Annotated in this window: 27 protein-coding genes and 1 other RNA gene; 20 read left to right on the forward strand and 8 right to left on the reverse strand. The window is 65.9% G+C overall.

Annotated elements, in window-relative coordinates; genetic code table 11:
* The first annotated feature begins 20 nt into the window (after positions 1 to 20).
* The 4 genes from H7H34_RS01060 to H7H34_RS01075 all read left to right on the forward strand — a co-directional run bounded on the left by H7H34_RS01060 (position 21) and on the right by H7H34_RS01075 (position 4,454).
* Positions 21 to 1,130: a microcin C ABC transporter permease YejB gene (locus H7H34_RS01060; protein WP_120270542.1), complete on the forward strand. Its 1,110-nt coding sequence runs from the start codon at positions 21 to 23 to the stop codon at positions 1,128 to 1,130.
* Between the two features lie 4 nt (positions 1,131 to 1,134).
* Positions 1,135 to 2,301: an ABC transporter permease gene (locus H7H34_RS01065; protein ID WP_120270541.1), complete on the forward strand. Its 1,167-nt coding sequence runs from the start codon at positions 1,135 to 1,137 to the stop codon at positions 2,299 to 2,301.
* A 7-nt stretch (positions 2,302 to 2,308) separates the two neighbouring features.
* Positions 2,309 to 3,952: an ABC transporter ATP-binding protein gene (locus tag H7H34_RS01070; RefSeq protein WP_185923975.1), complete on the forward strand. Its 1,644-nt coding sequence runs from the start codon at positions 2,309 to 2,311 to the stop codon at positions 3,950 to 3,952.
* 124 nt (positions 3,953 to 4,076) lie between these two features.
* Positions 4,077 to 4,454: a hypothetical protein gene (locus H7H34_RS01075; RefSeq protein WP_147421910.1), complete on the forward strand. Its 378-nt coding sequence runs from the start codon at positions 4,077 to 4,079 to the stop codon at positions 4,452 to 4,454.
* A gap of 31 nt (positions 4,455 to 4,485) precedes the next feature.
* On the opposite strand, the gene H7H34_RS01080 is transcribed toward H7H34_RS01075, so the two are convergent.
* The 6 genes from H7H34_RS01080 to H7H34_RS01105 form a co-directional block, all read right to left on the reverse strand.
* On the reverse strand, positions 4,486 to 5,706 hold the full coding sequence (locus tag H7H34_RS01080) for a lytic murein transglycosylase (RefSeq protein WP_185923976.1): 1,221 nt from the start codon (positions 5,704 to 5,706) through the stop codon (positions 4,486 to 4,488).
* 69 nt (positions 5,707 to 5,775) lie between these two features.
* The gene (recR, locus tag H7H34_RS01085) at positions 5,776 to 6,384 is read right to left on the reverse strand and encodes a recombination mediator RecR (RefSeq protein WP_120270538.1); all 609 of its coding nucleotides are present in this window, start codon (positions 6,382 to 6,384) and stop codon (positions 5,776 to 5,778) included.
* A 4-nt stretch (positions 6,385 to 6,388) separates the two neighbouring features.
* Positions 6,389 to 6,709 (reverse strand): YbaB/EbfC family nucleoid-associated protein, encoded by a 321-nt coding sequence (locus tag H7H34_RS01090; protein ID WP_067223300.1) that lies wholly within the window; start codon positions 6,707 to 6,709, stop codon positions 6,389 to 6,391.
* A gap of 87 nt (positions 6,710 to 6,796) precedes the next feature.
* Positions 6,797 to 8,758 carry a DNA polymerase III subunit gamma/tau gene (locus H7H34_RS01095; protein ID WP_185923977.1) on the reverse strand — a complete coding sequence of 654 codons (1,962 nt, stop codon included), beginning with the start codon at positions 8,756 to 8,758 and terminating at the stop codon, positions 6,797 to 6,799.
* Between the two features lie 166 nt (positions 8,759 to 8,924).
* Positions 8,925 to 9,022: signal recognition particle sRNA small type (ffs, locus tag H7H34_RS01100), an RNA gene on the reverse strand.
* 72 nt (positions 9,023 to 9,094) lie between these two features.
* Entirely contained in the window at positions 9,095 to 10,726 is a 1,632-nt protein-coding gene (locus tag H7H34_RS01105) for an acyl-CoA synthetase (protein WP_185923978.1), read from the reverse strand.
* Positions 10,727 to 10,921: 195 nt separating this feature from the next.
* On the opposite strand from H7H34_RS01105, the gene H7H34_RS01110 reads away from it, so the two are divergent.
* The 9 genes from H7H34_RS01110 (at position 10,922) to H7H34_RS01150 (ending at position 18,260) form a co-directional block, all read left to right on the forward strand.
* A complete protein-coding gene (locus tag H7H34_RS01110) occupies positions 10,922 to 11,338 on the forward strand; it encodes an HIT domain-containing protein (protein ID WP_120270535.1) in 417 nt (138 codons plus the stop codon).
* A gap of 46 nt (positions 11,339 to 11,384) precedes the next feature.
* Positions 11,385 to 12,323, forward strand: coding sequence for an NAD(+) diphosphatase (nudC, locus tag H7H34_RS01115; RefSeq protein WP_185923979.1), 939 nt, complete (start codon positions 11,385 to 11,387; stop codon positions 12,321 to 12,323).
* A gap of 2 nt (positions 12,324 to 12,325) precedes the next feature.
* Positions 12,326 to 12,925, forward strand: a complete 600-nt coding sequence (locus tag H7H34_RS01120) for a histidine phosphatase family protein (protein WP_185923980.1) — start codon at positions 12,326 to 12,328, stop codon at positions 12,923 to 12,925.
* Positions 12,926 to 13,004: 79 nt separating this feature from the next.
* On the forward strand, positions 13,005 to 13,664 hold the full coding sequence (locus H7H34_RS01125; RefSeq protein WP_120270532.1) for a sulfate transporter family protein: 660 nt from the start codon (positions 13,005 to 13,007) through the stop codon (positions 13,662 to 13,664).
* A gap of 205 nt (positions 13,665 to 13,869) precedes the next feature.
* A complete protein-coding gene (gene sdhC / locus H7H34_RS01130) occupies positions 13,870 to 14,268 on the forward strand; it encodes a succinate dehydrogenase, cytochrome b556 subunit (protein WP_120270531.1) in 399 nt (132 codons plus the stop codon).
* A 14-nt stretch (positions 14,269 to 14,282) separates the two neighbouring features.
* Entirely contained in the window at positions 14,283 to 14,666 is a 384-nt protein-coding gene (gene sdhD, locus H7H34_RS01135; RefSeq protein WP_120270530.1) for a succinate dehydrogenase, hydrophobic membrane anchor protein, read from the forward strand.
* A gap of 5 nt (positions 14,667 to 14,671) precedes the next feature.
* Entirely contained in the window at positions 14,672 to 16,501 is a 1,830-nt protein-coding gene (gene sdhA / locus H7H34_RS01140; protein ID WP_185923981.1) for a succinate dehydrogenase flavoprotein subunit, read from the forward strand.
* Positions 16,502 to 16,565: 64 nt separating this feature from the next.
* Positions 16,566 to 17,408 carry an FkbM family methyltransferase gene (locus tag H7H34_RS01145; RefSeq protein WP_120270528.1) on the forward strand — a complete coding sequence of 281 codons (843 nt, stop codon included), beginning with the start codon at positions 16,566 to 16,568 and terminating at the stop codon, positions 17,406 to 17,408.
* 69 nt (positions 17,409 to 17,477) lie between these two features.
* Positions 17,478 to 18,260 carry a succinate dehydrogenase iron-sulfur subunit gene (locus tag H7H34_RS01150; RefSeq protein ID WP_120270527.1) on the forward strand — a complete coding sequence of 261 codons (783 nt, stop codon included), beginning with the start codon at positions 17,478 to 17,480 and terminating at the stop codon, positions 18,258 to 18,260.
* Positions 18,261 to 18,333: 73 nt separating this feature from the next.
* Here H7H34_RS01150 and H7H34_RS01155 read toward each other — a convergent pair whose 3' ends face one another.
* Entirely contained in the window at positions 18,334 to 18,711 is a 378-nt protein-coding gene (locus H7H34_RS01155; protein WP_185923982.1) for an MAPEG family protein, read from the reverse strand.
* A 155-nt stretch (positions 18,712 to 18,866) separates the two neighbouring features.
* Here H7H34_RS01155 and H7H34_RS01160 point away from each other — a divergent pair, with 155 nt between their 5' ends.
* Together H7H34_RS01160 and H7H34_RS01165 are read left to right on the forward strand one after the other, a co-directional pair.
* On the forward strand, positions 18,867 to 19,208 hold the full coding sequence (locus tag H7H34_RS01160; protein ID WP_185923983.1) for a carboxymuconolactone decarboxylase family protein: 342 nt from the start codon (positions 18,867 to 18,869) through the stop codon (positions 19,206 to 19,208).
* Between the two features lie 229 nt (positions 19,209 to 19,437).
* Positions 19,438 to 19,887, forward strand: a complete 450-nt coding sequence (locus H7H34_RS01165) for an arsenate-mycothiol transferase ArsC (protein ID WP_185923984.1) — start codon at positions 19,438 to 19,440, stop codon at positions 19,885 to 19,887.
* Positions 19,888 to 19,913: 26 nt separating this feature from the next.
* Here H7H34_RS01165 and H7H34_RS01170 read toward each other — a convergent pair whose 3' ends face one another.
* Complete coding sequence (locus tag H7H34_RS01170; protein ID WP_185923985.1) at positions 19,914 to 20,486, reverse strand: GNAT family N-acetyltransferase; 573 nt, start codon at positions 20,484 to 20,486, stop codon at positions 19,914 to 19,916.
* 313 nt (positions 20,487 to 20,799) lie between these two features.
* On the opposite strand from H7H34_RS01170, the gene H7H34_RS01175 reads away from it, so the two are divergent.
* The 5 genes from H7H34_RS01175 to sucC all read left to right on the forward strand — a co-directional run bounded on the left by H7H34_RS01175 (position 20,800) and on the right by sucC (position 25,528).
* Positions 20,800 to 21,372 (forward strand): AprI/Inh family metalloprotease inhibitor, encoded by a 573-nt coding sequence (locus H7H34_RS01175; RefSeq protein ID WP_120270524.1) that lies wholly within the window; start codon positions 20,800 to 20,802, stop codon positions 21,370 to 21,372.
* Positions 21,373 to 21,444: 72 nt separating this feature from the next.
* Positions 21,445 to 21,846, forward strand: a complete 402-nt coding sequence (locus tag H7H34_RS01180) for a carboxymuconolactone decarboxylase family protein (protein ID WP_120270523.1) — start codon at positions 21,445 to 21,447, stop codon at positions 21,844 to 21,846.
* Between the two features lie 141 nt (positions 21,847 to 21,987).
* Positions 21,988 to 23,151, forward strand: coding sequence for a cell division protein ZapE (gene zapE / locus H7H34_RS01185; protein WP_185923986.1), 1,164 nt, complete (start codon positions 21,988 to 21,990; stop codon positions 23,149 to 23,151).
* A 143-nt stretch (positions 23,152 to 23,294) separates the two neighbouring features.
* Complete coding sequence (gene mdh / locus H7H34_RS01190; protein WP_120270521.1) at positions 23,295 to 24,257, forward strand: malate dehydrogenase; 963 nt, start codon at positions 23,295 to 23,297, stop codon at positions 24,255 to 24,257.
* Between the two features lie 77 nt (positions 24,258 to 24,334).
* Positions 24,335 to 25,528 (forward strand): ADP-forming succinate--CoA ligase subunit beta, encoded by a 1,194-nt coding sequence (sucC, locus tag H7H34_RS01195; protein WP_185923987.1) that lies wholly within the window; start codon positions 24,335 to 24,337, stop codon positions 25,526 to 25,528.
* Positions 25,529 to 25,605 lie beyond the last annotated feature (77 nt).

The raw sequence follows: 25,605 nt of genomic DNA on the forward strand, positions 1-25,605 counted from the left end.
AACAAGGGATCGCTGACACGATGGGCGCCTACATCCTGCGGCGGCTGTTGCTGATCGTACCGACTCTCGTCGGCATCATGGCCATCAACTTCATCATCATCCAGTTCGCCCCCGGCGGGCCGGTGGAGCGGGTCATCGCCCAGCTTCAGGGGACGGATGTCTCCGCCACCGCGCGCATCTCGGGTGGAGGCAGCGACTTCGCCGGCAGCGGCGCCGATACGGTCGGGGATGCCGCTTCCGCGGGATCGAAATATCGCGGTGCCCAGGGCCTCGATCCGGAGTTCATCAAGGAACTGGAGCGTCAGTTCGGCTTCGACAAGCCGCCGCTGGAGCGCTTCGCCGGGATGCTGTGGGATTATGCCCGCTTCGACTTCGGCGAGAGCTATTTCCGAGATATTTCGGTGATCGACCTGATCGTCGAGAAGATGCCCGTGTCCATCTCGCTCGGGCTCTGGATGACGTTCATCTCCTACGCGATCTCGATTCCGCTCGGCATCCGCAAGGCGGTGCGGGACGGCACGCGCTTCGATGTATGGACCTCCGCCGTGATCGTGGTGGGCTACGCGATCCCCGGCTTTCTCTTCGCGGTGCTGCTGATCGTCCTGTTCGCCGGCGGCTCGTTCCTCGACTGGTTCCCGTTGCGGGGCCTCACATCGGATAACTGGGAGCAGCTGTCCTGGCCCGCGCGCATCGTCGACTATTTCTGGCATCTGGCCCTGCCGCTGACCGCGATGGTGTTGTCGGCGTTCGCGACGGTGACGCTGCTGACCAAGAACTCGTTCCTCGACGAGATCCGCAAACAGTATGTCCAGACAGCCCGCGCCAAGGGGCTGAACGAGCGGCAGGTGCTCTATGGCCACGTCTTCCGCAATGCGATGCTGATCGTGATCGCCGGCTTCCCGGGGGCCTTCATTTCGTCCTTCTTCGCCGGCTCGCTGCTGATCGAGACGATCTTCTCGCTCGATGGGCTCGGCCTGCTCGGCTTCGAGGCGGTGATCAACCGCGACTATGCGGTCGTCTTCGCGACGCTCTACATCTTTTCGCTGATGGGCCTGCTGGTGAATCTCGTTTCCGACCTGACCTACACCTGGATCGATCCGCGGATCGATTTCGAGAGCCGGGAGGTCTGAGGCCATGGACCTGCGGACAGAAACTGCCGGCACCACCGCAACCGCCGCAGTCGGCGCGCATCCCGGCCGGCCGAAGGGCTGGCTGTCGCCGATCAACCGGCGCCGCCTGACCAACTTCAAGGCGAACCGGCGCGGCTACTGGTCGTTCTGGATCTTCCTCGTCCTGTTCGGCCTGTCGCTCATCGCCGAGTTCCTGGTCAACGACCGGCCGGTCGTCGTCGTCTACAAGGACGAGGTGCTTGCACCGATCTTCGTGGACTATCCGGAGGAGAAGTTCGGCGGCTTCCTGGCGGTGACCGATTATCGGGACCCGTATATCCAGGAAGAGATCAACGCCAACGGCTGGATGCTGTGGCCGCCGATCCGCTATTCCTATCGCACGGTCAACAACGAGATCCCGGTGCCGGCACCCGCGCCGCCCTCGTGGCTGCTGGACAAGCAGGAGCGCTGCAGCCGCTATCCGCTCGGCGCCGAGGACCCCAATTGCACGCTCGGCAACTGGAACTGGCTCGGCACCGACGACCAGGGCCGGGATGTCGTCGCGCGGCTGGTCTACGGCTTCCGCATCTCCGTCCTGTTCGGCCTCGCCCTGACGCTTGCCTCCTCGGTGGTCGGCATCGCCGCCGGCGCGGTGCAGGGCTATTACGGCGGTTGGGTCGACCTGCTGTTCCAGCGCTTCATCGAGGTCTGGACGGCGATCCCGACGCTTTACCTGATCCTGATCGTTTCCTCTGTGCTCATCCCGGGCTTCTGGACGCTCTTCACCATCCTGCTCGCCTTCTCGTGGGTGGCGTTGGTGGGCGTGGTGCGGGCGGAGTTCCTGCGCGCCCGCAACTTCGAATACGTGACGGCGGCGAAGGCGCTCGGCGTCGGCAATGCCACGATCATGTGGCGGCACCTGCTGCCCAACGCGATGGTAGCGACGCTGACCTTCATGCCCTTCATCCTGAACGGCTCGATCTCGACGCTGACGGCGCTGGACTTCCTCGGTTTCGGCCTGCCGCCGGGCTCTGCCTCGCTCGGCGAATTGCTGGCGCAGGGCAAGAACAACCTGCAGGCGCCCTGGCTCGGCATCACCGGCTTCATCGTCATCTCGACCATGCTCAGCCTGCTGATTTTCATCGGCGAAGCGGTGCGCGACGCGTTCGACCCGCGCAAGAGCTTCGTGTGAGGACCCCATGACGAGCGAACAGACCAAACGGCCGCTGCTCTCCGTCCGCGAGCTCTCGGTTGCCTTCACCCAGAACGGCGTCACGCAGACAGCGGTCGACCGCATCTCCTTCGACATCGGTCCTGGCGAGACGGTGGCGCTGGTCGGCGAATCCGGTTCGGGCAAGTCGGTCTCCGCCCTTTCGGCGGTGAAGCTGCTGCCCTATCCCTCGGCATCGCACCCGACCGGTGAGATCCTGTTCAAGGGTGAGGATGTGCTCAAGGCCGACGAGGCCGCCCTCCGGCGCATTCGCGGCAACGAGATCTCGATGATCTTCCAGGAGCCGATGACCTCGCTCAATCCGCTGCACAAGGTGGAAAAGCAGATCGCCGAGGTCTTGAAGCTGCATCGCGGCATGGGCGAGACCGCGGCGCGTGCGCGCGTGGTGCAACTGCTCGACCAAGTCGGCATCCGCGATCCCGAGAGCCGACTGCAGAGCTATCCGCACCAGCTCTCCGGCGGTCAGCGCCAGCGCGTGATGATCGCCATGGCGCTCGCCAACGAGCCGGATCTGCTCATCGCGGACGAACCGACCACCGCGCTCGATGTCACCGTGCAGGCACAGATCCTCAAGCTTCTGAAGGAGCTGCAGCGCGACGTCGGCATGGCGATGCTGTTCATCACCCATGATCTCGGCATCGTGCGCAAGGTCGCCGACCGGGTCTGCGTGATGACGAAAGGCAAGATCGTCGAAAGCGGGACCGTGCGCGAGGTCTTCGAGAATCCGCAGCATGAATACACCCGCCACCTGATCGCAGCCGAGCCCAAGGGCAAGCCGCCGGTGACGGACGAGAGCCGGCCGGTGGTGGTGGAAGCGCGCGACGTGAAGGTGTGGTTCCCGGTGAGGCGCGGCCTGCTGCGCCGGACCGTCGATCACATCAAGGCGGTCGACGGCATCGACGTGACGGTCCGCGAAGGCCAGACGCTCGGCATCGTCGGAGAAAGCGGCTCCGGCAAGACGACACTCGGCCTCGCCCTGCTGCGGATGATCTCTTCCACCGGCAAGATCCGGTTCGGTGCCCGCGAGATCGATACGCTGTCGTGGAAGGACATGCGTCCGCTGCGCCGCGACATGCAGATCGTCTTCCAGGATCCGTTCGGCTCGCTCAGCCCGCGCATGTCGGTGGCCGACATCGTCGGCGAAGGCCTCGCCGTGCATTTCCCCGGCATCACCGCGGACGAGCGGGACGCGAGGGTCGCCGCTGCGCTGGTCGAGGTGGGGCTCGATGCCGAGACCCGCTTCCGCTATCCGCACGAGTTCTCCGGCGGCCAGCGCCAGCGCATCTCCATCGCCCGCGCCATGGTGCTGCAGCCGAAATTCGTCATGCTCGACGAGCCCACTTCGGCGCTGGACATGAGCGTGCAGGCGCAGGTGGTCGACCTGCTGCGCGACCTGCAGAAGCGCCATGGCCTTGCCTATCTCTTCATCTCGCACGATCTCAAGGTGGTGCGCGCGCTCGCCAACGAGGTGATCGTCATGCGGTCCGGCAAGGTGGTGGAGGCGGGAGCGGCCGTCGATGTCTTCGACGCGCCGAAGACCGACTACACCAAGGCGCTTATGGCCGCCGCCTTCCGCATGGAAACGGCGGACACCGGCATCGTCAGCGAGTAGGAGCGAGCCGTTCCTTGCGAGGGTGGAAAGACCACGAGGGCAGTCGCGCTCCCCCGGAGCCATCTTTTGCGTGTAAGGCGAGAGGGTATCTTGCTAAACTCGCATGATTGCGAGGGAGAGTTCGATGTATTCCATTAAGGTTCTGATTTGCCTCTCGATTCTGAGCTTTGCGGCGGCCGTTCCGGCATTGGCGCAACAGCAGCTGTCCGGAGATCAGGTGAGGGCGCTCATTGTCGGTAAACGGTTCGGTTCGTCCATCTGGCCGCCTCCAGGCATTACTTTCAAGAAAGACAACCATTTTCGCCTTGCCAACGGAAAGGCATGTGGAGGGAAAGATCCGCATACATACAAGATTGATCGGCATGGGCTTCTGACAATCGAATTCAGAACCTGCGAGGGAAAGAAGGAGCACTCCGACTACTTCTATATTCTGAAAGCGGGAAGCAACTATTACATATCCTCGGCAAGCGGCGGCTACTCTCTACCGTTGCGACGTCGCTGAAGCGGGCGACTACCGGAATCTGGCAAGGGTCTCACTCCAGCCAGCAGGTGGCGCGGCGACCGGCCTTCTCCTGTTCGAGGCCGAGGGTGCGGCGGGTCTTGAAGCCGATCAGCCCGTCGGCCCCGCCGACATCGTGGCCCTTGGCCTCCAGGTCAAGCTGGAGATCGCGCACGGCGCCGCGCGAACGGGTCTTCACGTCCTTCCAGCCTTGCACGAAGCCGGCATTGTTGCCGTAGCGGTCCGCCAGATGGCCGACGAAAAGCGCGTAGACGTCGGACTCGTTGTAGGCCTTCAGCACATAGAAATTGTCGGTGGCGATGAAGGCCGGGCCGTTGCGTCCGGCCGGCATCAGGAGAAAGCCCGGCTGCGCGAGCTCGTGTTGCGGAAACGGGCGGTCCTTGACCCGGCTGACGCCTTCCCTGACCCAGGCCGAGATCGGCTGGCCCCGGTCGGGTCCCTCGCGCGAGCAGGAGACGGAGGCCGGAACCTCGGCCTCATAGCCCCAGTCTCGCCCCTTCACCCAGCCGTGCCAGGCGAGATAGTTGGCGATCGAGGCCAGCGTGTCCGGAACCGAGCGCCAGATGTCGCGCTTGCCGTCGCCGTCGAAATCCACCGCAAGGCGCAGGAAACTGGAGGGCAGGAACTGCGGCTGACCGAGCGCGCCGCCCCAGGAGCTGCGCAGATCCGCGCGAGTGATGTGCCCGTCGGCAAGGATCTGCAAGGCCGCGACGGTCTCCTCGGCGAAGAAGTCGCGGCGGGTTCCCATGAAGGCGCGGGTCGCAAGGGTTCGCAGCGCATCGTTGGGGATACGGGCCGCGCCATAGCCGGACTCGCGGGCCCAGATCGCCAGGAGGATCCGTGACGGCACGCCGTAACGCGCCTCGATCCGCGACAGGGTTGCGGCATGCGTCTGCGCCAGGCGGCGGCCCTGTGCGGCCAGCGCGTTGAACTGGTTGTCGCGGAAATAGCCGGCCGGGGCGCGGAACTCGGACTGGTAGTTGACCGAGGGCGGCCGCTCCGGCCCGTCGGGATCGCCGAGGCCCGGCAGCGAGGTGTCGGGCGACAGGCCCGAGAGCTCACGCCGGATCACGTCCTGCGGCACGCCGGCCGCGCGCGCGGCCGGTATGATGCGCGTTTCGAGGAACCGGTCGAACTTGGCTTGCAGCCCCTGCTGCGCCTGGGCGGTCGGGGCGCAGAGCGTTGCGAGCAGAACTGAAAGCGAAGCGAGAAGGGCGGGCAGGGCGCGGTGCATGACGATCCGTTGCGGGTGGCTGGCTGCGCCAAACCTAGCACGGTGCACCGCGCGGGACGATATGCGGGATCAGAAGGAGGTACGGGCCTTCAGCGCCTGGACCAGCGTCCCCTCGTCGAGATAGTCGAGCTCGCCGCCGACCGGAACGCCATGGGCGAGGCGCGTGACCTTCACGTCCATGCCGCGCAGGCGGTCGGTGATGTAATGGGCCGTGGTCTGTCCCTCGACCGTCGCATTCACCGCCAGGACGATCTCGGTGACATCGCCGGCAGCGACACGCTCGATCAGCTTGTCGATGGTCAGGTCATCGGGCCCGATACCGTCGAGCGGCGACAAGGTGCCGCCGAGAACGTGATATCGGCAGTTCAGCGCCCCGGCACGCTCCAGCGCCCACAGGTCGGACACGTCTTCCACCACAACGATGGTCGCCGTGTCGCGGCGCGGATCGGAGCAGATGGTGCAGGGGTCGCACGTATCGACGGTGCCGCAGGTCTGGCACACGGTCACCCGGTCCACCGCAACGCCCATGGCCTGAGCCAGCGGGACCAGCAGCTGGTCCTTCTTCTTGATGAGGTGCAGCGCCGCACGCCGGGCCGACCGGGGACCCAGCCCCGGCAGCTTGGCGAGCAGCTGGATCAGCCGTTCGACCTCGGGTCCGGCGACCGCCCGGTTGGCCATGGGATCAGAACGGCAGCTTGAAGCCGGCGGGCAGGCCGAGACCGCCCATCAGTTCCTGGGTCTTCTGCTGCAGCAGGGCCTCGGCCTTGGCCTTGGCGTCCTGGTGAGCCGCAAGGATCAGGTCCTCGAGGATCTCGACCTCGTCGGGCTTGGCCATGGACGGGTCGATGCGAATGGACTTGAGCTCGCCCTTGCCGGTCATGGTCAGAGTGACCATGCCGCCGCCGGCGGTGCCTTCCACCGCGACCGAGGCGATCTCTTCCTGCAGCGAGCCCATCTGCTCCTGCATCTGCTTCGCCTGTTTCATCATCTTCAGGAAGTCCATGGGTCTCTCCTTGGGGGCGGTGCGAAAGGGCGCCGGGTCAGTCCCTGCGGATCGGCAGGACGGACCGTGCCGGCTCCCGCCGCCGGATCATGTATCGGGGTCGATTTCGTCTTCGACCGGGGCCATGTCAAGGGGCGCGTCCTCGACGGCGGTCATTCTCACGTCGACGACCTTGGCACCGGGAAAGGCCGAGAGCAGGGCAGCCACGGTGGGCTCGGCCTTGGCATCGGAGAAGAGCTGGCGCTGGCTGGCCTCGCGCTCCTCGTGCAGCGTCGGCCGTCCCTGCGTGCGGGAGACGCTGACGATCCAGCGGGTGCCGGTCCATTCCGAAAGCCGGCGGCCGAGCCGGCCGGCAAGATCGGGGTCGGCGTTTTCGACCGGCTGAAACTCGATTCGCCCCGGCTCGAAGCGCACGAGCCGCATCTGCCGCTCGATCTCGACCTTCAGGCGAATGTCGCGTTTTTCCGCGGCAAGGGCGGCGCAGTCGGCCAGCGAGGCAAGCCCGTGGGACGGCGCCGGCTGGCTGTCGGCAGCGGGCTGGGCGCGGGTCGTCTCCGGGGCAAGTCCTCCTGCCAGGGCCTGCAGGCGCGGCGGCGAACTGGGGGCGGGCTGAGCGTGCGGCGCTTCGCCCGGCAGGGCCTGTGCGGAGGTTCGCATCTGCGCGGAGACGGCGACGGGCTCGCTCGTCGAGGTGGAGGAGGGGGCTCCGGACGAAGTGGCCTGCGCCTGGGGCGCGCTTGCAGCCTGCCCGGCGAAGGAGGTCTCCCCGCCGGACGTCTGCGGCCGGGACGGGGGTGCCGGCAGGCTGGAGCCGAGCGCGGCCGCCTTGCCGTCGCGCAGCATGCGCAGGGCGTCTTCCGGATCGGGCAGGTCGGCAGCATAGGCAAGGCGCACCAGGACCATGTCGGCGGCCAGATGCGGCTTGGGAGCGGCCTGGACTTCCTCGATGCCCTTCAGGAGCATCTGCCAGGCACGCGACAGGAGGCGCAGCGACAGACGCCCGGCAAGCTCGCGACCGCGGGCCCGTTCGGTCTCCGTGACAGAGGCATCATCGCCCGCGTCGGGGACGATCTTCAGCCGGGTGACCAGATGGGTGAACTCGGCAAGATCCGACAGCACGACCACCGGATCGGCGCCGACATCGTATTGCTGGCGGAACTCGGCCATGGCCGCCGCCGCGTCGCCCCGCATCAGATATTCGAAGAGTTCGATGATGCGGGCGCGGTCGGCAAGGCCGAGCATCGCACGCACCGTCTCCGCGCCGATCGCATCGCCGCCGCCTTGGGAAATGCTGCCATGGGCGATGGCCTGATCGAGCAGCGACAGGGAATCGCGCGCCGAGCCTTCGCCGGCCCGGGCGATCAGCGCCAGTGCCTCGTCGGCGACCGCGATGCCCTCGGCCTGCGAGATGCGCCGCAGCAGCCCGACGATCTTGTCGGCATCGATGCGGCGCAGGTCGAAGCGCTGGCAGCGCGACAGGACCGTGACCGGCACCTTGCGGATTTCGGTGGTGGCGAAGATGAACTTCACATGCTCGGGCGGCTCCTCGAGCGTCTTCAGCAGGCCGTTGAAGGCCGACTTCGACAGCATGTGCACTTCGTCGATGATGTAGACCTTGTAGCGAGCCGAGGCCGGCCGATAGCGCGCCGCGTCGGTGATCTCGCGAATATCGTCGATGCCGGTATGCGAGGCGGCGTCCATCTCGATCACGTCGACATGGCGACCATCCATGATCGCCTCGCAATGCACACCCAGCTTTTCGAGGTTCACCGTCGGCCGGTCGGCTTCGCCTGGGACCTCGTAATTGAGCCCGCGCGCGAGAATGCGCGCCGTCGTCGTCTTGCCGACGCCGCGCACGCCGGTCAGCATCCAGGCCTGGGCGATGCGCCCGGTCTCGAACGCATTGCGCAGGGTCTGGACCATCGGCTCCTGGCCGACCAGATCATCGAAGCTTCGGGGGCGATACTTGCGCGCGAGCACCCGGTAGGCGGCGTTGCCGCTGCCCGCGCCGGGAGTGTCTTCGGAAGAAGTGGGGATGAGACCGTCCATGGGTCCAAGCTTAGCGGCGCGGCCGCCGGATGTTGAGGCCTATTCGGTGCGCCAGGCAGGATTTCCCCGCTGCCGCTGACCGGAGCGAGCGTTCTGGCGCCGTTGCACTGCCGCAACCGCGGCCTCGGGCGCAAGTTGCGCCAGATCGGAACCTGAAGGGGAAAGGGTGGGAGGCTGGCACGGTGACCCGTGCCGCGACTCGTTGGGGCTGCTTCCTTCCGGACCTGACCCGGTTGGCGAGTGGCTCGTCCACCACCAACCTCCCGCGCCCTATATCGTGAGTTTCGCCCGCCGATGCAAGGGGAAATCCCGCAAAGATCACCGGTGGCTGTCGCTCTACCCGGTCTCCTGGGCGGCTCTGGCGCGCAGATCCTTGCGGATGATCTTGCCGGTCGTCGTCATCGGCAGGGCATCCACGAAGGCGATCTCGCGCGGATATTCGTGCGCCGCGAGCCGCGACTTGACGAAGTCCTGCAACTCGCTGGCCAGCGCCTGCGACGGGGCATGTCCCTCTGCCAGCACCACATAGGCCTTGACGATTTCGGTGCGCGCCGGGTCCGGCTTGCCGACGACGCCTGCCATGGCGACGGCCAGGTGCCCGATCAGGCAATCCTCGATCTCGCCCGGGCCGATGCGATAGCCGGCCGAGGTGATGACGTCGTCGTCCCGGCCGATGAAGCGCAACCAGCCATCGGCATCGCGCACGCCCATGTCGCCCGTGAGAAGGTATTCACCGGCGAATTTCGCCTGCGTCGCCTCCGGATTGTTCCAGTAGCCGAGAAACATCACTGGGTCCGGGCGTCGGACGCCGATATTGCCTTGCTGCCCGTCGGGCAGCGGCGTTCCCGCAGCATCGACGATGGCGAGGTCGTGACCGGGCACGGCGCGGCCCATGATGCCCGGCCGCGCCGGCATCAGCCGGGCGCAGGACGAGACGATCATGTTGCACTCGGTCTGGCCGTAGAACTCGTTGATGGTGACGCCGAACACCCGCCGGCCCCATTCCACGAGCTCCGCGCCCAGTGTCTCGCCGCCGCTGGCGACTGTCCGCATGTCGAGGCGCAGGTCCGCTGGCGGTTCGCCATACGCCCGCATCATCTTCAGCGCGGTGGGCGGCAGGAAGGCGTTGCGGATCTTCTCGCGGGCGATGAGATCGAAGGCGGCTTCCGCCGTGAACTTGCGGAAGCGGCAGGCGACGACGGTGATGCCGTGATGCAGTGCCGGCATCAGCACGTCCAGCAGCCCGCCGATCCAGGCCCAGTCGGCGGGGGTCCAGATCCGGTCTCCCGGCGCAGGGAACAGGTCGTGGCTCATCTCGACGCCGGGCAGGTGGCCGAGCAGCACCCGCTGGGCATGCAGCGCGCCCTTGGGCTGGCCGGTCGTGCCGGAGGTGTAGATGATGATCGCCGGGTCGTCGGCCAGGGTATCGACTGGCGTGAACGCCGCGGATTGCCCGGCGAGCTCCGCGTGAAGGTCGCTCGCTCCGGGTGCAGCGCCGTCGATCGTGTAGATCGAGGCCAGCTCCGGCAGCTGGTCCCGGATCCGCGCGAGCTTGGCCGCGCCCTCCGCATTGGTCACGACCGCCCGGGTGCCGGAATTGCCGAGCCGGTAGGCCAGCGCCTCATCCCCGAACAGCATGAAGAGCGGAATGGTGATCGCGCCCATCTTGAGCGCGGCGATGTGGGTTGCAGCCGTCTCGATGGCCTGCGGCAACAGGACAGCGACCCGGTCGCCCCGCCGGATGCCGTCGCGCACCAGGAGGTTGGCGATGCGGTTGGACAGGGCCTTCAGGTCGGCAAAGCTGACGACCTCGCGGCGGCCGTCTTCGGAGATGGCGATGATCGCGGTGCGCTCGGGGTCAACGTCGGCCCACTTGTCGCAGATGTCGACGCCGATATTGTAGCGCTCCGGCACCTGCCAGACGAAGCGTGCGGCAAGGTCCTCATAGCTCGTTGCCTCAGGCAGCATCCGCGTCCTCCCCGATGTCATGCCCCGCGCCGGTGCTTCCGGCCTCGTCGTTTCCCTCGTCTGGCATGCCCTCCCGCGGGGAAGGCCGTCAACGGGAAATGGTGTGGTGAACTGCAAGGGGGAGGGGCTGGCGCTCGCATGCGCTCCCGTTATAGTGCGGCTCTCTGTGTCCCTGCCGCCTTCGACGGAGCCTCCATGCAGCCCTTCAGTCTCGACCCGCGGCTTGCGGCCGACAGCCTGGCTGTCGCCGATCTGCCGCTGTCGTCCCTGCGCCTGATGCGCGACAGCCGGTTTGCCTGGTTGATGCTGGTCCCGCGCAAGCCGGAGCTGGTCGAGCTGCTGGATCTGGCGGACGACGAACGCGTCCAGCTGATGCGCGAGATCGCCCTGGTCGGCGAGGTGCTGAAGGCGGAGACGGGGTGCGACAAGCTCAATGTCGGAGCGCTCGGCAATATCGTTGCGCAGCTACATGTCCATGTGATCGCGCGCTTTTCCGGCGACGCCGCCTGGCCGGGACCCGTCTGGGGGTCGGGCGCTGCCGTACCGTACCCTGCCGGCGCGGCCGAAGCCCTTGCGCTGAGGATCGCCGAGCGCTTGCCGAAGATCGCCTGATCCCTTTCCCGCCAGACGCGCCTGATCGAACGAGGACCGCTCCAGCATGACCCACGCGCCCGACACCGCCTTCGGGTTCTCCTATCACGGCAATCCGCTGGACCGCCTGTCCGAGCACAGGGGAGATGCGGACTGGTTGGCTGCGCACCGGGCAGCGCCTGCCGCCCGGTTTGTGTTCCTGTGCGAAGGCAAGCCGCTGGTCGACACGTCCGGTTCGCAGCTCTCGATCCTATGGGAAGAGAAGGCAGGGGCTGCGCTCGCTCCCATCGGCGAGGAAGTGGTCCTGCTCGGCTTCCAGCCGGAGACCGAGGCGCCGGTCTTTGCTGCCACGCTTGCCGCCGACCCGGAGCGGGTCGAGACCGACGGGCGCAAGCTGATCGACCTGCGGTCCCTCGCCTTGCAAGGCGTCCTGCCGCCGGGCCACATGGGCATGCTCGCCCAGGCCAGCTCCCTGCTGCATTGGCACGTCAGCCACCGCTTCTGTTCCAGGTGCGGCTCTCCCAGCACGATGACGCAGGGCGGCTACCGTCGCGACTGCCCAGCCTGCGGCGGGCTGCATTTCCCGCGCACGGATCCGGTGGCGATCATGCTGGTGACCGATGGCGACGCCTGCCTGATGGGTCGGCCGCCGCGCCTGCCGGAAGGCGTGTTCTCGACGCTTGCCGGCTTTATCGAGCCCGGAGAGGCCATCGAGGAGGCAGTGCGCCGGGAAGTGTTCGAGGAATCGGGCATCCGCGTCGGCGATGTCAGCTACATGGCGAGCCAGCCCTGGCCGTTCCCTGCCTCGCTGATGATCGGATGCCACGGCACGGCGATCAGCCGCGACATCACCATGGACGAGGCCGAGCTGGAGGCCTGCCGCTGGTTCTCCCGCGAGGAGGTGACAGCGATGCTGGCGGACACGCATCCGGGCGGGCTCAAGGTGCCGCCCCCGCTGTCCATCGCCCATTGGCTGATTCGCAGCTGGGTCGAAGGGCGGAGCTGATCATGATCCTCGCGCCTGCCGACTGCATCTATCTCACGCATCCGCAGGTGCGCATCGATCCGGCTGTTCCCGTGCCGCAATGGGGGCTGTCGGAGGAAGGGGCTCGGCGCGCGCGGGCAGGGGCCGGGCGGGGCGAATTCGCGTCCCTCACCAATGTCGTCTCCAGCGCCGAGACGAAAGCGGTCGAAACGGCCGAGATCATCGCCGCGCAACTCGGTCTTCCGGTCGTCGTGGACGAACTGATGCACGAAAACGACCGGTCGGCGACCGGCTTTCTGCCGCCGGAAGAGTTCGAGCGCGTGGCCGACGCCTTTTTCGCACAGCCGCAGAACAGCGTACGCGGCTGGGAGCGGGCATGCGACGCCCAGGCGCGGATCGTCGGGCGGGTCGAGGCGCATCTGGAGCGCATCCCGCAGGACGCGCGCGTGCTTTTCGTCGGACACGGCGCTGTCGGCACATTGCTCAAGTGCCATCTTGCTGGCTGGGCGATCGATCGCCGCCACGACCAGCCGCCCGGCGGCGGTTTCTGGTATGTGTTTTCGCGCAGCGCCCTGCGGGAGAAAAACGCCTCCGGTGTGGACTGGCGACCGCTCGACGGATAAGCCGGGCCTGCTTGTGGTCGGCGTGCCGGCTTCCTAAGTGTGAGGCAAGGCAGACGGCGACAAGGACCGCGTTCCCGACATGATTTCTTCCGCTTTGCGCGCGCTTTCCCAGATTTTCGAGCCCCCCTTGCGGGCGATCTTCTGGAAGACGCTGGGCTACACCCTGGTGCTGCTGTTCCTCGTCTGGCTCGGCCTGAATGGCGCCGTCGCAGCCTTTGTCAGCCTGCCCTACCCTTGGCTCGAGACGGTCCTGTCGCTGCTGACCGGCATCGGCGCGGTCTTCCTGCTCGGTTTTCTCGTGGCGCCGGTGACGGCGATCATCGCCGGCCTGCTGCAGGACGACATCGCCGAGGTCGTGGAGAGCAGCGACTATCCTGGCGATCCTGCGGGCAAGGCGCTGCCCCTGTCGGTGGCGCTGCCCCAGGCGATCAAGTTCACCGGCATCGTCATCGCCGGCAACCTGCTGGCGCTGGTGCTGCTGCTGGTTCCCGGCGTCAACCTGATCGCCTTCTTCGTGGTCAACGGATACCTGCTCGGCCGTGAGTTCTTCGAGTTTGCGGCCAGCCGGTTCCGCTCGCCGGAAGAGGCGCGGGCCCTGCGCCGGGCCCATTCCGGCACGGTGTTTATCGCCGGCCTGGCGATTGCCGGCTTTCTTGCCGTGCCGCTGCTCAACCTGCTGACGCCGATCTTTGCGACCGTGATGATGGTGCATCTGCACAAGCGGTTGACCTATAGGTAAGCATCCGCGCGCCGCCCCTTTGCCGACCAAGGAGCCGCATGGCCGGCACCTGCCTTTGGCACGGTGAAAAAATCCGTGTTCCGTCTTATCCGACAGGATATTTTGACGTACCCGTCCGATGGAGTTAGAAGGCGGGTATTCAAGGCCCTGATTTAGCTAACGTTTACGTAAGCGTAAGCCGATGAGGGAGACGGGAGAACAATCCATGTCGGACGTCGGGACGAGAAACAGCCGGCCGCTTTCGCCGCATCTCCAGATCTACAAACCCATCTTCACCATGGTCATGTCGATCGTGCACCGCATCACCGGCTGTGCATTGTATTTCGGCACGATCCTGATGGTGTGGTGGCTGGTGGCCGCAGCGGCGGGCCCGGACTATTTCAACTTCGTCAACGATCTTTACGGCTCGATCCTCGGGCGGCTGGTGCTGTTCGGGTTCACCTGGGCGCTGCTCCACCACATGCTGGGCGGGTTGCGGCACTTCATCTGGGACATGGGGCATGGTTTCGGCCCGCAGGCGCGCGAGTGGCTCGCACGCGCCTCGCTGATTGGCTCGGTGTCCCTGACGATCCTGCTCTGGGTCGTCGGATATGCGGTTCGCTGAGGGAGGCTTGATCCATGACTGACATGCGCACTCCGCTCGGACGTGTTCGCGGCCTCGGCTCGGCCCGGGACGGCACGACTCATTTCTGGCGCCAGCGGGTCACCGCCGTTGCCAACGTCTTCCTCATCACCTTCTTCGTGATCCTGGTGATCTCCCTGCAGGGGGGCGACTACGAGACGGTCACGGCGGCTCTCGCCAATCCCCTGGTGGCGATCGTCATGCTGATGGTGGTGATTTCCGGCGTCTATCACATGAAGCTCGGCATGCAGATCGTCATCGAGGACTATGTCCACGACGAGCTGCCCAAGTTCCTGACGCTGATGGCGAACACCTTCTTCTCGGCATTCATCGGCCTTGCGTCGATCTTTGCTGTCCTCAAGATCAGCTTCGGAGGCTGAACAACATGGCAGGACAAGCCTATTCCTTCGTCGACCACCGCTACGACGTGGTGGTCGTGGGAGCCGGCGGCGCCGGCCTGCGGGCGACCCTCGGCATGGCCGAGCAGGGCCTCAGGACCGCCTGTATCTCCAAGGTCTTTCCGACCCGTTCGCACACCGTTGCGGCGCAGGGCGGCATCGCCGCCTCGCTCCAGAACATGACGCCCGACTGCTGGCAGTGGCACATGTACGACACGGTGAAGGGCTCCGACTGGCTCGGCGACACCGACGCCATGGAGTATCTGGCTCGCGAGGCGCCCAAGGCGGTCTACGAGCTGGAGCACTACGGCGTGCCCTTCTCGCGTACCGAGGACGGCCGCATCTACCAGCGTCCCTTCGGTGGCCACATGCAGAACTACGGCGACGGTCCTCCCGTGCAGCGCACCTGCGCCGCGGCCGACCGGACCGGCCACGCGATCCTGCACACGCTCTACGGCCAGTCGCTGCGCAACAATGCCGAGTTCTTCATCGAGTATTTCGCGCTCGACCTGATCATGTCCGAGGACGGCGTCTGCCAGGGCGTCATCGCCTGGAACCTCGACGACGGCACCATCCACCGTTTCGCCGCCAAGATGGTCGTTCTGGCCACCGGCGGTTACGGCCGTGCTTATTTCTCGGCGACCTCCGCCCATACCTGCACCGGTGACGGTGGCGGCATGGTGGCGCGTGCCGGCCTGCCGCTGCAGGACATGGAATTCGTGCAGTTCCACCCGACCGGCATTTACGGCGCGGGCTGCCTGATCACCGAAGGCGCACGCGGCGAAGGCGGCTACCTGGTCAACTCCGAGGGTGAGCGCTTCATGGAGCGCTATGCACCCTCCGCCAAGGATCTTGCCTCGCGCGACGTCGTCTCGCGCTGCATGACCATGGAGATCCGCGAAGGCCGCGGTGTGGGCAAGAACAAGGATCACATCTTCCTGCATCTCGATCATCTCGATCCGGACATCCTCGGCGAGCGTCTGCCGGGCATCTCCGAATCGGCGAAGATCTTCGCCGGTGTCGACGTCACCAAGGAGCCGATCCCGGTCCTGCCGACCGTCCACTACAACATGGGCGGCATTCCCACGAACTACTGGGGCGAGGTGCTGAACCCGACGGCGGACGATCCGCATGCGATCCAGCCGGGCCTGATGGCCGTCGGCGAGGCCGGCTGCGCCTCGGTGCACGGCGCTAACCGTCTCGGCTCCAACTCGCTGATCGACCTCGTCGTCTTCGGACGCGCGGCGGCGATCAAGGCGGGTGAGGTGATCGACCGCAAGTCGGCCGTTCCGACGCCGAACGAGGCCTCCTGCGACCGGATCATGGGGCATTTCGACCGCATCCGTCACTCCAATGGCGGCACGCCGACCGCGCAGCTGCGCGAGAAGATGCAGCGGGCCATGCAGGAAGACGCGGCCGTCTTCCGTACCCAGGAAAGCCTCGAGCAGGGCTGCCAGCGCCTGTCCCAGATCTGGGGCGAGATGGCCGACCTCAAGGTCACCGACCGCTCGATGATCTGGAACTCCGACCTGGTGGAGACGCTGGAGCTGGAGAACCTGATGGCCAATGCCATCACCACGGTCTACGGCGCCGAGGCACGCAAGGAGAGCCGTGGCGCCCATGCCCGCGAGGACTACAAGGACGGTCCGATGGGCGGTCGCGACGACGAGAACTGGCGCAAGCACACGCTGGCTTGGGTCGACGAGGCCGGCCAGGTGACGCTCAAGTATCGCCCGGTGATCACCGAGCCGCTGACCACCTATGAGGAAGGCGGCATCGACCCGAAGAAGATCGCGCCGAAGGCGCGCGTCTACTGATGGAGACCGCGTACCGGCCGGGCCTTGTCGAGGGCCGTGCCGGTGCGCCTGGAGCCCTGCGGACATGACGGCGGCAGCCACCCTTGTCGACACGACCTCTCCTTTCGGGACCTATCGGGCCCGGGGACTGGCGCGTTTGGCTTGGCGGTTGGCCGACTGGCACGATCTCGCGCCGACCCTGCGCAAGAAGCTCCGGGCGATTGTCGCCCGCCTCTTCGCCGGGCCGTTCGACACCGAGGTCGAGGGGCTCCGTTTCCGGCTCTATCCCGGCTCCAACTATGACGACCGCAAGATCCTGGCGCGCCAGCGACTGCCCGAGCGGGCCGAGCGGCGCTTTCTTGCCGCTCACCTGCGCCAGGGTACGGTCTTCGTCGATGTTGGAGCCAATGTCGGCAGCTACAGCCTTGCCGCCGCGCGTTGCGGTGCCAGTGTGCTGGCGGTGGAGGCCAATCCCGAGACGGCGGGGCGCCTTGCGTTCAACATCGCCGCCAACGGACTGGCGGATATCGACGTGGCGACGGTGGCGGTCGGGGAGAGCTGCGGCACCATGGACCTTTGGAGCGAGCCGAGCAATTGCGGCTTTGCGACCCTGGTGCCGGAACTGACGGAAGAGTGGCAGGGCGACTGGCATGCGCGCCAGGTCCGAGTGCAGCCGCTGGCAGAGATCCTGGCAGGGTACGGCGTGAAACGCGTCGACGTGTTGAAGGTCGATGTCGAGGGATACGAGGACCGGGTTCTGCTGCCCTATATCAGGGCGACGGACCCCAGCGATCATCCCGGCGCGATCCTGCTGGAAACAAACTGCCGCGAGCACTGGCAGGAAGACTGCCTCGCCGTGCTTGCCACCTTCGGCTACCTCGCCGAAGGCGAAACGGAAGACAATGTGCTGTTGAGGCGGTCTGCCTGAACGGCTGAAAACTTGAACGGAATGGATGGCCGGCCCGATCCGGTCGACCGAAACGCGGAGCGACGAGATATGGTACAGCTGACGCTTCCCAAGAACTCCCAGGTGACCCAGGGCAAGGTCTGGGACAAGCCGGCCGGCGCCACCAACCTGCGGGAATACCGCATCTATCGCTGGAACCCGGATGACGGCCGCAACCCGCGCGTCGATACCTATTTCGTCGACCTCGACGATTGCGGTCCGATGATCCTGGACGGGCTCATCTACATCAAGAACAACATCGATCCGACGCTGACCTTCCGCCGGTCCTGCCGCGAGGGCATCTGCGGATCCTGCGCGATGAACATCGACGGGACCAACACGCTCGCCTGTACCCGCGGCATGGACGAGATCGGCGATGGCCCGGTCAAGATCTACCCGCTGCCGCACATGCCGGTGGTGAAGGATCTCGTGCCGGACCTGACGCGGTTCTACGCCCAGCACCGCTCCATCGAGCCCTGGCTGCAGACCACGACGCCGGCCCCGGAGAAGGAGTGGCGCCAGAGCCACGAGGACCGCGCCAAGCTCGACGGCCTCTATGAGTGCATCCTGTGCGCCTGCTGCTCGACCTCGTGCCCGAGCTACTGGTGGAACGGCGACCGCTATCTCGGCCCGGCCGTCCTGCTGCAGGCCTATCGCTGGCTGATCGATTCGCGCGACGAGGCCACCGGCGAGCGCCTCGACAATCTCGAGGACCCGTTCCGCCTCTATCGCTGCCACACGATCATGAACTGCAGCCAGGCCTGTCCGAAGGGCCTGAACCCGGCCAAGGCGATTGCCGAGATCAAGAAGATGATGGTCGAGCGCCGCGTCTAACGCACTCGCCTGTCGCATTTCACCGCGTTTCGAAAGGCCGTCCGGAGCGATCCGGGCGGCCTTTTGCGTTGCCTCAGCTCCAGACCGGGCTTGTGAAGATCGCGATGCTGGACAGGAAGCCGACGGCCCAGGCGAGCGAGCGCGGCGTTGCCCGGTCGGTCCAGTAGCAGAAGATGAAGATCAGCCGCGCGCCGATGAACAGCCCGGCCAGACGGTCGATCCACTCGGCATTCCCGCCCTGCCAAAGCCCGACGATGACGGCAGCGGCAAACAGCGGCAGGGCCTCGAAGCCGTTCGCCTGGGCGGCGGCGGCACGGGCGCGGAAACCCTCTTTCCAGTAGTCCGGATCCCTCGGGCGCGCATTGTCGAAGTCCTTCGACAACTTGCCCGGAAAGGCGGAGAGGATCGGCAGGACAGCGGCGGCGAGGATGCACCAGATGGCGAAGGGCATGAACGGCGTTCCGGTTTGTTGCGCTTCGCAAGAGGTGACCGGATGCCGCCGGAGGGTCAAGCGCGAACCGGTGGACGGGTTGATCCAGCGCAAGGAGTGCCCGGCAGGAGATCGCTAGTTTCGCGCCGATGAAACCAGCGAGGGAACCTTGCATCATGGCCGTGAGCGACTGGAGTGCCTTTCTCGAACAGACGGATCGCCGGATGGGTGATCTGCGTAGCGGAATGCCGGGCGTTGCCAAAGGCTTCCATGAGGTCGCGAAAGCCGCGATCGGAGCCGGCGCGCTCGACTCCAAGACCAAGGAACTGATCGCGCTCGCGATCGGCATTGCCGCGCGCTGCGACGGGTGCCTCGGCTATCACGCCAAGGCGGCTGCCAAATATGGCGCGACCCGCGAGGAAGTGATCGAGGCGATCGGCGTCGCCGTCTACATGGGCGGCGGGCCCTCGATGATCTACGGAGCCGAGGCTCTGGCGGCGTTCGACGCCCTGGCATGATCTGCAAGGGTTGCGGCGGAGAGCGTCTCGCGCCTTCCGATTGCCGCCTTTTCGCCCTGTACAGTCTCCCGGCTCGTCATATTCGCGTTTCCGATCTTCCGTATCACCTGCCCGGGGGCGGAAACGCGATTCGCTTACGCCGCCGGATCTTCTGGCCGGTGGTGGAAACCGGTGCGCGCAATTCCCATCTGCGGTTGCAGGTAGGGCTTGCGTGCAGCAAGGAGTGAAGATGACTGTGAATGTCCTGTTCCTGTGCGATGACAACGCCAGGCTCGGTCCGATGGCCGAGGCTTATCTCAATGCAGATGACGGCCGCAGCATTCGGGCATTTTCCGCGGGTCTGTCGCCCGCTCCCCGCCTGGCCGAGGGGGTGGAGCGCGTTCTGGCCGCCCATGGGCTCCAGAGCGAGGGATTGCAGCCGAAAAGCTGGCAGCTCTTCGCCTTGCCGCACGCGCCGGTTCCCGACGTCGTGGTCGGCCTCAGCGCAGCGGCGCTCGCCGCAACGCGCCGGGTCTGGCCGACTCATGCACGTCTGCTGGAATGGTATGTGGGGCCGCACACGTCGCGACTGGTCGGGCGGGATGCCTTGCGCGACGCGTTTCACGAGCTGCGGCGACGCATCAACCTCGCCCTTGAGGAGGGGCTGTTTCGGCCGGTTGCCCTGCGCCGTATCGCCTGATCGCCGAGGCCGGCTGTATGCCGGTCTCAGCCTCCCAGCGGTTTGCGCGGGCCGTCCGTCAGCGCACCGATCATCCCGAACATGTCCGCAAGCCCTTCGCGCAGGAGACTGAACGCGGAGAAGCTGCGCGGCTCGATCCGGCCGACGATATCGCCCATCTCGAAGGTCAGGTCTGCGGTGAACTTGCGGGCAAGTTGCTGCATGGCCCGGTTGGTCGCCAGGCAATTCATGTAGATGTGCCGGCACCCGCGGTTGCGTGCCGCGATCAGCGTCAGCTCCATCAACCGCGTGCCGATGCCGGCCTGCTGGCAGTTCTGCTCGACGGAGAATGCTGCCTCGGCATTGACGCCATCTTCGAACGGACGCAGTTCCGCTACCGCGCGCAAGAGACCCTCGGCGAAGTAGCCATGGATGACCGTTCCCAGGGTGAAACTGGTATCCGCATAGCACCGCAGGAAAGCATCGCTCGCGGGCATGGCGAAGCGGGCTCGGCGGGCGATCGGATCGAGACGGAGAAGGTGGTCGCGAAACTGCGCGATATCGTTGTAGGTCAGCTTTCTGTAGTAGCCGGTTGCCGGCTTGTCGGTTCGAAACGACATGCGATGCTCCTGATGAGGACAGCACCGCTCCTCGGGTCTCCCCAGACCTGTCATTTTTATATAGAGGGTTCGAGGCGAATTCATGACCGCCACGATCATGTCCGATCACGCTGGTCGGGTCATGATTTGGACCAATTGCCCGCCCATTGAAGGCTCGTCAACCATTTGGTCACCAAAACCGACAAGAATCGGCCGGGACTGCGATAGTCGGTTGCGTTGCAGGTCGAGCGCGTCGTGGCAGGGCTGCCGACTGCCGCTCTAGGGGCCTGCGAGCCGACCGCCAAGGCATAGAACGAGCAAGGACAGACACATCATGACCCGTTCCTCCCGGTATAGCGCGCCTCTCGCTGCTGCGCTTTGTCTGACCGTGGCGCTCGCTGGCTGTCAGCGCCTGGGATACGGAAGCCGGAGCGCGCCGCTGCCGGCCACCCCGACCGCTCCGGTGGCGAGCCAGTCCCTCGAGCCTCTCCAGCCGATGTCGCCGACGCTCGGCCCCGACGGCCAGCCGATTCAGGGCGCCCCTCTCGACGGCAGCCAGACAAACGTTGCCGCCGTCGACCCGTCCGCCGGCACCGCCCCGAGCGGCCCGCCCGCCGGCGCGCGCGAGATCGGCCGCAGCGACATGCTCGGCGGCTGGTCGATTGCCTCCGGCGCGGACAACTGCAAGCTCTTCATGACGCTGACCACCTGGAGCGGCGGCTACCGCGCCAACTCCCGCGGCTGTGCCTCGCCGCAGATGCAGACGATCTCGGCCTGGGACCTGCAGGGCAAGCAGGTGCTGCTGAAGGATGCCAGCGGCGCGACGGTGGCCGAACTCTATGCGACCGGCGCCGAGAACTTCTCCGGCCGCACGACCTCCGGCGCTCCGATCCAGGTCTATCGGTAAGAGCGGCCTGTCGGTCAGCGCCCGTTGTCCGCAATTGCGGCCGGCGGGCAGATAAGCGGAAGGGGCAAGGCAATGTCGGTGTGGCCGGTTCTGGAAGACAGCGAGCTCTCGCCCCGCGCTGCCGCGGTGATCGCGGATATCCGCGCCACCCGGAACACGGACTTCATCAACAATTTCTGGCGGGTTCTTGCCAATGATCCGGCGCTGCTGGAGCGGACCTGGGCCAGCCTGAAGGACGTGATGGCGCCGGGCGCGCTCGATCCGCTGGTCAAGGAAATGCTCTACGTGGCGGTGTCCATCGCCAATGGCTGCGAATACTGCATCCGCTCGCACACGACCGCGGCCCGCGCCAAGGGCATGAGCGAGGCCCAGCTCGGCGAACTCCTGGCGGTCGTCGGCATGGCCAGCGAGACCAATCGCCTGGCGACCGGCCTGCAGGTGCCGGTCGACGACGCCTTCCTCCCCCAAAAGTAACTCTGCGCCGCGGGCGGAATCCTCGGCGCTTGCTCTTGCCCGCTTGCTCGGGCTATCCAGCGAAGCGGAGGCAACCTGCGGGCAACGGTTGCGTTTTCCGGGACCCGGCCCCGGGATCCCGGTTCTTTCAAGGACTGGATCATGGCTTCGACGCAACCGGCAGGACGGACGATTCCGATCGCGCATACGGTCACGGGGCGCTACGACGCGCTGGTCGAGGCCGGTGAAATCGAAAGGGATCCGGCCCAGACCGAAGTCGCGGCCCTGCTCGACCGGCTCAATGCGGTGCTGGCCGAGACCGGCCCGGCCTCCAAGAAGAGCGCGCTCGGCTGGCTGTTCGGCAAGCGCGGCGCCGCCAAGGAACCCATCAAGGGACTTTACGTTTGGGGCAAGGTTGGCCGCGGCAAGACCATGCTCATGGACCTGTTCTTCGACATCGCCGTGATGAAGAAGAAGCGGCGGGTGCATTTCCACGAGTTCATGGCCGATGTGCACGAGCGGGTGCATGCGGTGCGGGCGGCGATCCGCGACGGCAGCATTTCTGGCGACGATCCGATCCCGCCGGTGGCCGCCGACCTTGCCGCCGACACCCGTCTCCTGTGCTTCGACGAGTTCGCCGTCACCGACATCGCCGATGCGATGATCCTCGGCCGGCTGTTCACGCGCCTGTTCGAGCTGGGCGTCGTCGTCGTCGCCACGTCGAATGTTGCGCCCGACGATCTCTATCGGGACGGGCTCAACCGCGGGCATTTCCTCGGCTTCGTCGAGCTGCTCAAGACCCGGGTCGACGTGGTCTGCCTCGACGCACGCACCGACTACCGTCTGGAGAAGCTCGCCGGCGCCCCTCTCTATCTGTCGCCGCTCGGGTCGGAGACCGACCGCGCCGTCGACGATCTCTGGCGCAAGCTCACGCATGGATTGCCGGCGCATGAAGAGGTGCTGGAGATGAAGGGGCGCAAGATCCCTGTCTCGCGCACGGCCGCCGGCGTCGCACGCTTCACGTTTGCGGAACTTTGCGAAAAGCCGCTGGGCGCGGCGGACTATCAGCGCCTGGCGCTGTCCTATCACACCTTCGTAGTGGAAGGCGTGCCGGTGATGGACCTGCCCCAACGCAATGCGGCCAAGCGCTTCATCAACCTGGTGGATACGCTCTACAACAACCGCAACAAACTGATCGTGTCCGCCGAGGCGGAGCCGGAGGGGCTCTACATCGCCACCTCGGGAACGGAATCCTTCGAGTTCCAGCGCACGGTCTCACGCCTTGTCGAGATGCGCTCGCAAGCCTGGCTCAGCGATCCGGCCTGAGGAAATCCGGCTCCGCATTCCGGTTCGCCAGCCCGCCTCTATTCCTTCGATTAGCTTGCACCCACGCGCCAAAGGGTTTAGTGCCATGCGCGGTCGTTGAGAACGGCCGATGCTCCATTTTACGTAAAGGGAAGCAACAGGATATGGCTCGGAACAAGATCGCTCTGATCGGCTCAGGACAGATTGGCGGCACGCTCGCCCACCTCGCCGGCCTGAAGGAACTCGGCGACATCGTCCTCTTCGACATCGCCGAAGGTACGCCCCAGGGCAAGGCGCTCGACCTTGCCGAATCCTCTCCGGTTGACGGCTTCGATGCCAAGCTCTCCGGTGCCAACTCCTACGAGGCGATCGCCGGTGCCGATGTGGTCATCGTCACCGCCGGCGTGCCGCGCAAGCCCGGCATGAGCCGCGACGACCTGCTCGAGATCAACCTGAAGGTGATGGAGCAGGTGGGCGCGGGCATCAAGGCGCATGCCCCGAACGCTTTCGTCATCTGCATCACCAACCCGCTCGACGCGATGGTCTGGGCCCTGCAGAAGTTCTCCGGCCTGCCGGCGAACAAGGTTGTCGGCATGGCCGGCGTGCTGGACTCCGCCCGCTTCCGCTACTTCCTCGCCGAGGAGTTCAACGTCTCCGTCGAGGACGTGACGGCCTTCGTGCTGGGCGGCCACGGCGACACGATGGTGCCGCTGACCCGCTACTCCACCGTCGCCGGCATTCCGCTGCCGGATCTGGTCAAGATGGGCTGGTGCACCGCCGAGCGTCTGGAAGAGATCGTCCAGCGCACCCGTGACGGTGGCGCCGAGATCGTCGGCCTGCTCAAGACCGGCTCGGCCTTCTACGCTCCGGCTTCTTCTGCCATCGCCATGGCCGAGAGCTACCTCAAGGACAAGAAGCGCGTGCTGCCTTGCGCTGCGCATCTGACCGGCCAGTACGGCCTGAACGACACCTATGTGGGTGTTCCGGTGGTGATCGGCGCCGACGGCGTCGAGCGCATCATCGAGATCTCTCTCGAGGGCGAGGAAAAGGCCAACTTCGACAAGTCCGTCGCGTCTGTCGACGGTCTGGTCGAGGCCTGCAAGAAGATCCAGCCGGCGCTTGCCTGAGGACAGTTTCACGGGAGGCCGCTGGCCTCCCGTCTCGCATTGGGCGAGCTCTGTCAAAACCATCCGGGGATAGACACATGAACATCCACGAATACCAGGCCAAAGAGGTTCTCAAGGCCTATGGCGCGCCGGTGGCCAAGGGCGTGGCCATCTTCTCGGCCGACGAAGCCGAGGCCGCCGCAAAGCAGCTTCCCGGCCCGCTCTGGGTCGTGAAGTCCCAGATCCATGCCGGCGGTCGCGGCAAGGGCAAGTTCAAGGAACTCGGCCCCGACGCAAAGGGCGGCGTTCGTCTCGCCTTCTCGCTGGACGAGGTGAAGTCGCACGCGGCCGAAATGCTCGGCAACACGCTGGTGACCAAGCAGACCGGCGCGGCCGGCAAGGTCGTCAACCGCCTCTATATCGAGGACGGCGCGGACATCGAGCGCGAGCTCTACCTCTCCATTCTCGTCGACCGCACCGTCGGCCGTCCGGCCTTTGTCGTTTCGACCGAAGGCGGCATGGACATCGAGGCCGTGGCCGAGGAGACGCCCGAGAAGATCCACACCCTGCCGATCGATCCGGACACGGGCGTGACCGAGGCCGATGCGGCCAAGCTCTGCGATGCGCTGGAGCTGACCGGTGCGGCGCGCGAGGACGGCATGAAGCTGTTCCCGATCCTGCACAAGGCCTTCGTCGAGAAGGACATGAGCCTGCTCGAGGTCAACCCGCTGATCGTCATGAAGGACGGCCGCCTGCGCGTTCTCGACGCCAAGGTCTCCTTCGACGGCAACGCGTTGTTCCGTCACCCGGAGATCGTCGAGCTTCGCGACGTCACCGAGGAGGACGAGAAGGAAATCGAGGCCTCCAAGTACGACCTCGCCTATGTGGCGCTCGATGGCGACATCGGCTGCATGGTCAATGGCGCCGGCCTGGCCATGGCGACCATGGACATCATCAAGCTCTACGGCGCCGAGCCGGCGAACTTCCTCGATGTCGGCGGTGGCGCCTCCAAGGAGAAGGTCACGGCCGCGTTCAAGATCATCACCTCCGATCCGAACGTGAAGGGCATCCTGGTCAACATCTTCGGCGGCATCATGCGCTGCGACGTGATCGCGGAAGGCGTGCTGGCGGCGGTGAAGGAAGTCGGCCTCCAGGTGCCGCTCGTCGTTCGCCTCGAAGGTACCAATGTCGAACTCGGCAAGAAGATCATTTCCGAAAGCGGTCTCAACGTGATCGCCGCCGATGATCTCGACGACGCCGCGCAGAAGATCGTCAAGGCCGTTAAAGGTTGAGCCGCACGCACGCTCGAAACCACGTAGGGCAACGGAAGCTTGGGAGTCGATAGGAGCTTTGGTTCCAATAAACAGCC

Origin of the sequence: Stappia sp. 28M-7, assembly GCF_014252955.1 — a bacterium.
In the GTDB taxonomy this organism is placed as follows: Bacteria; Pseudomonadota; Alphaproteobacteria; order Rhizobiales; family Stappiaceae; genus Stappia.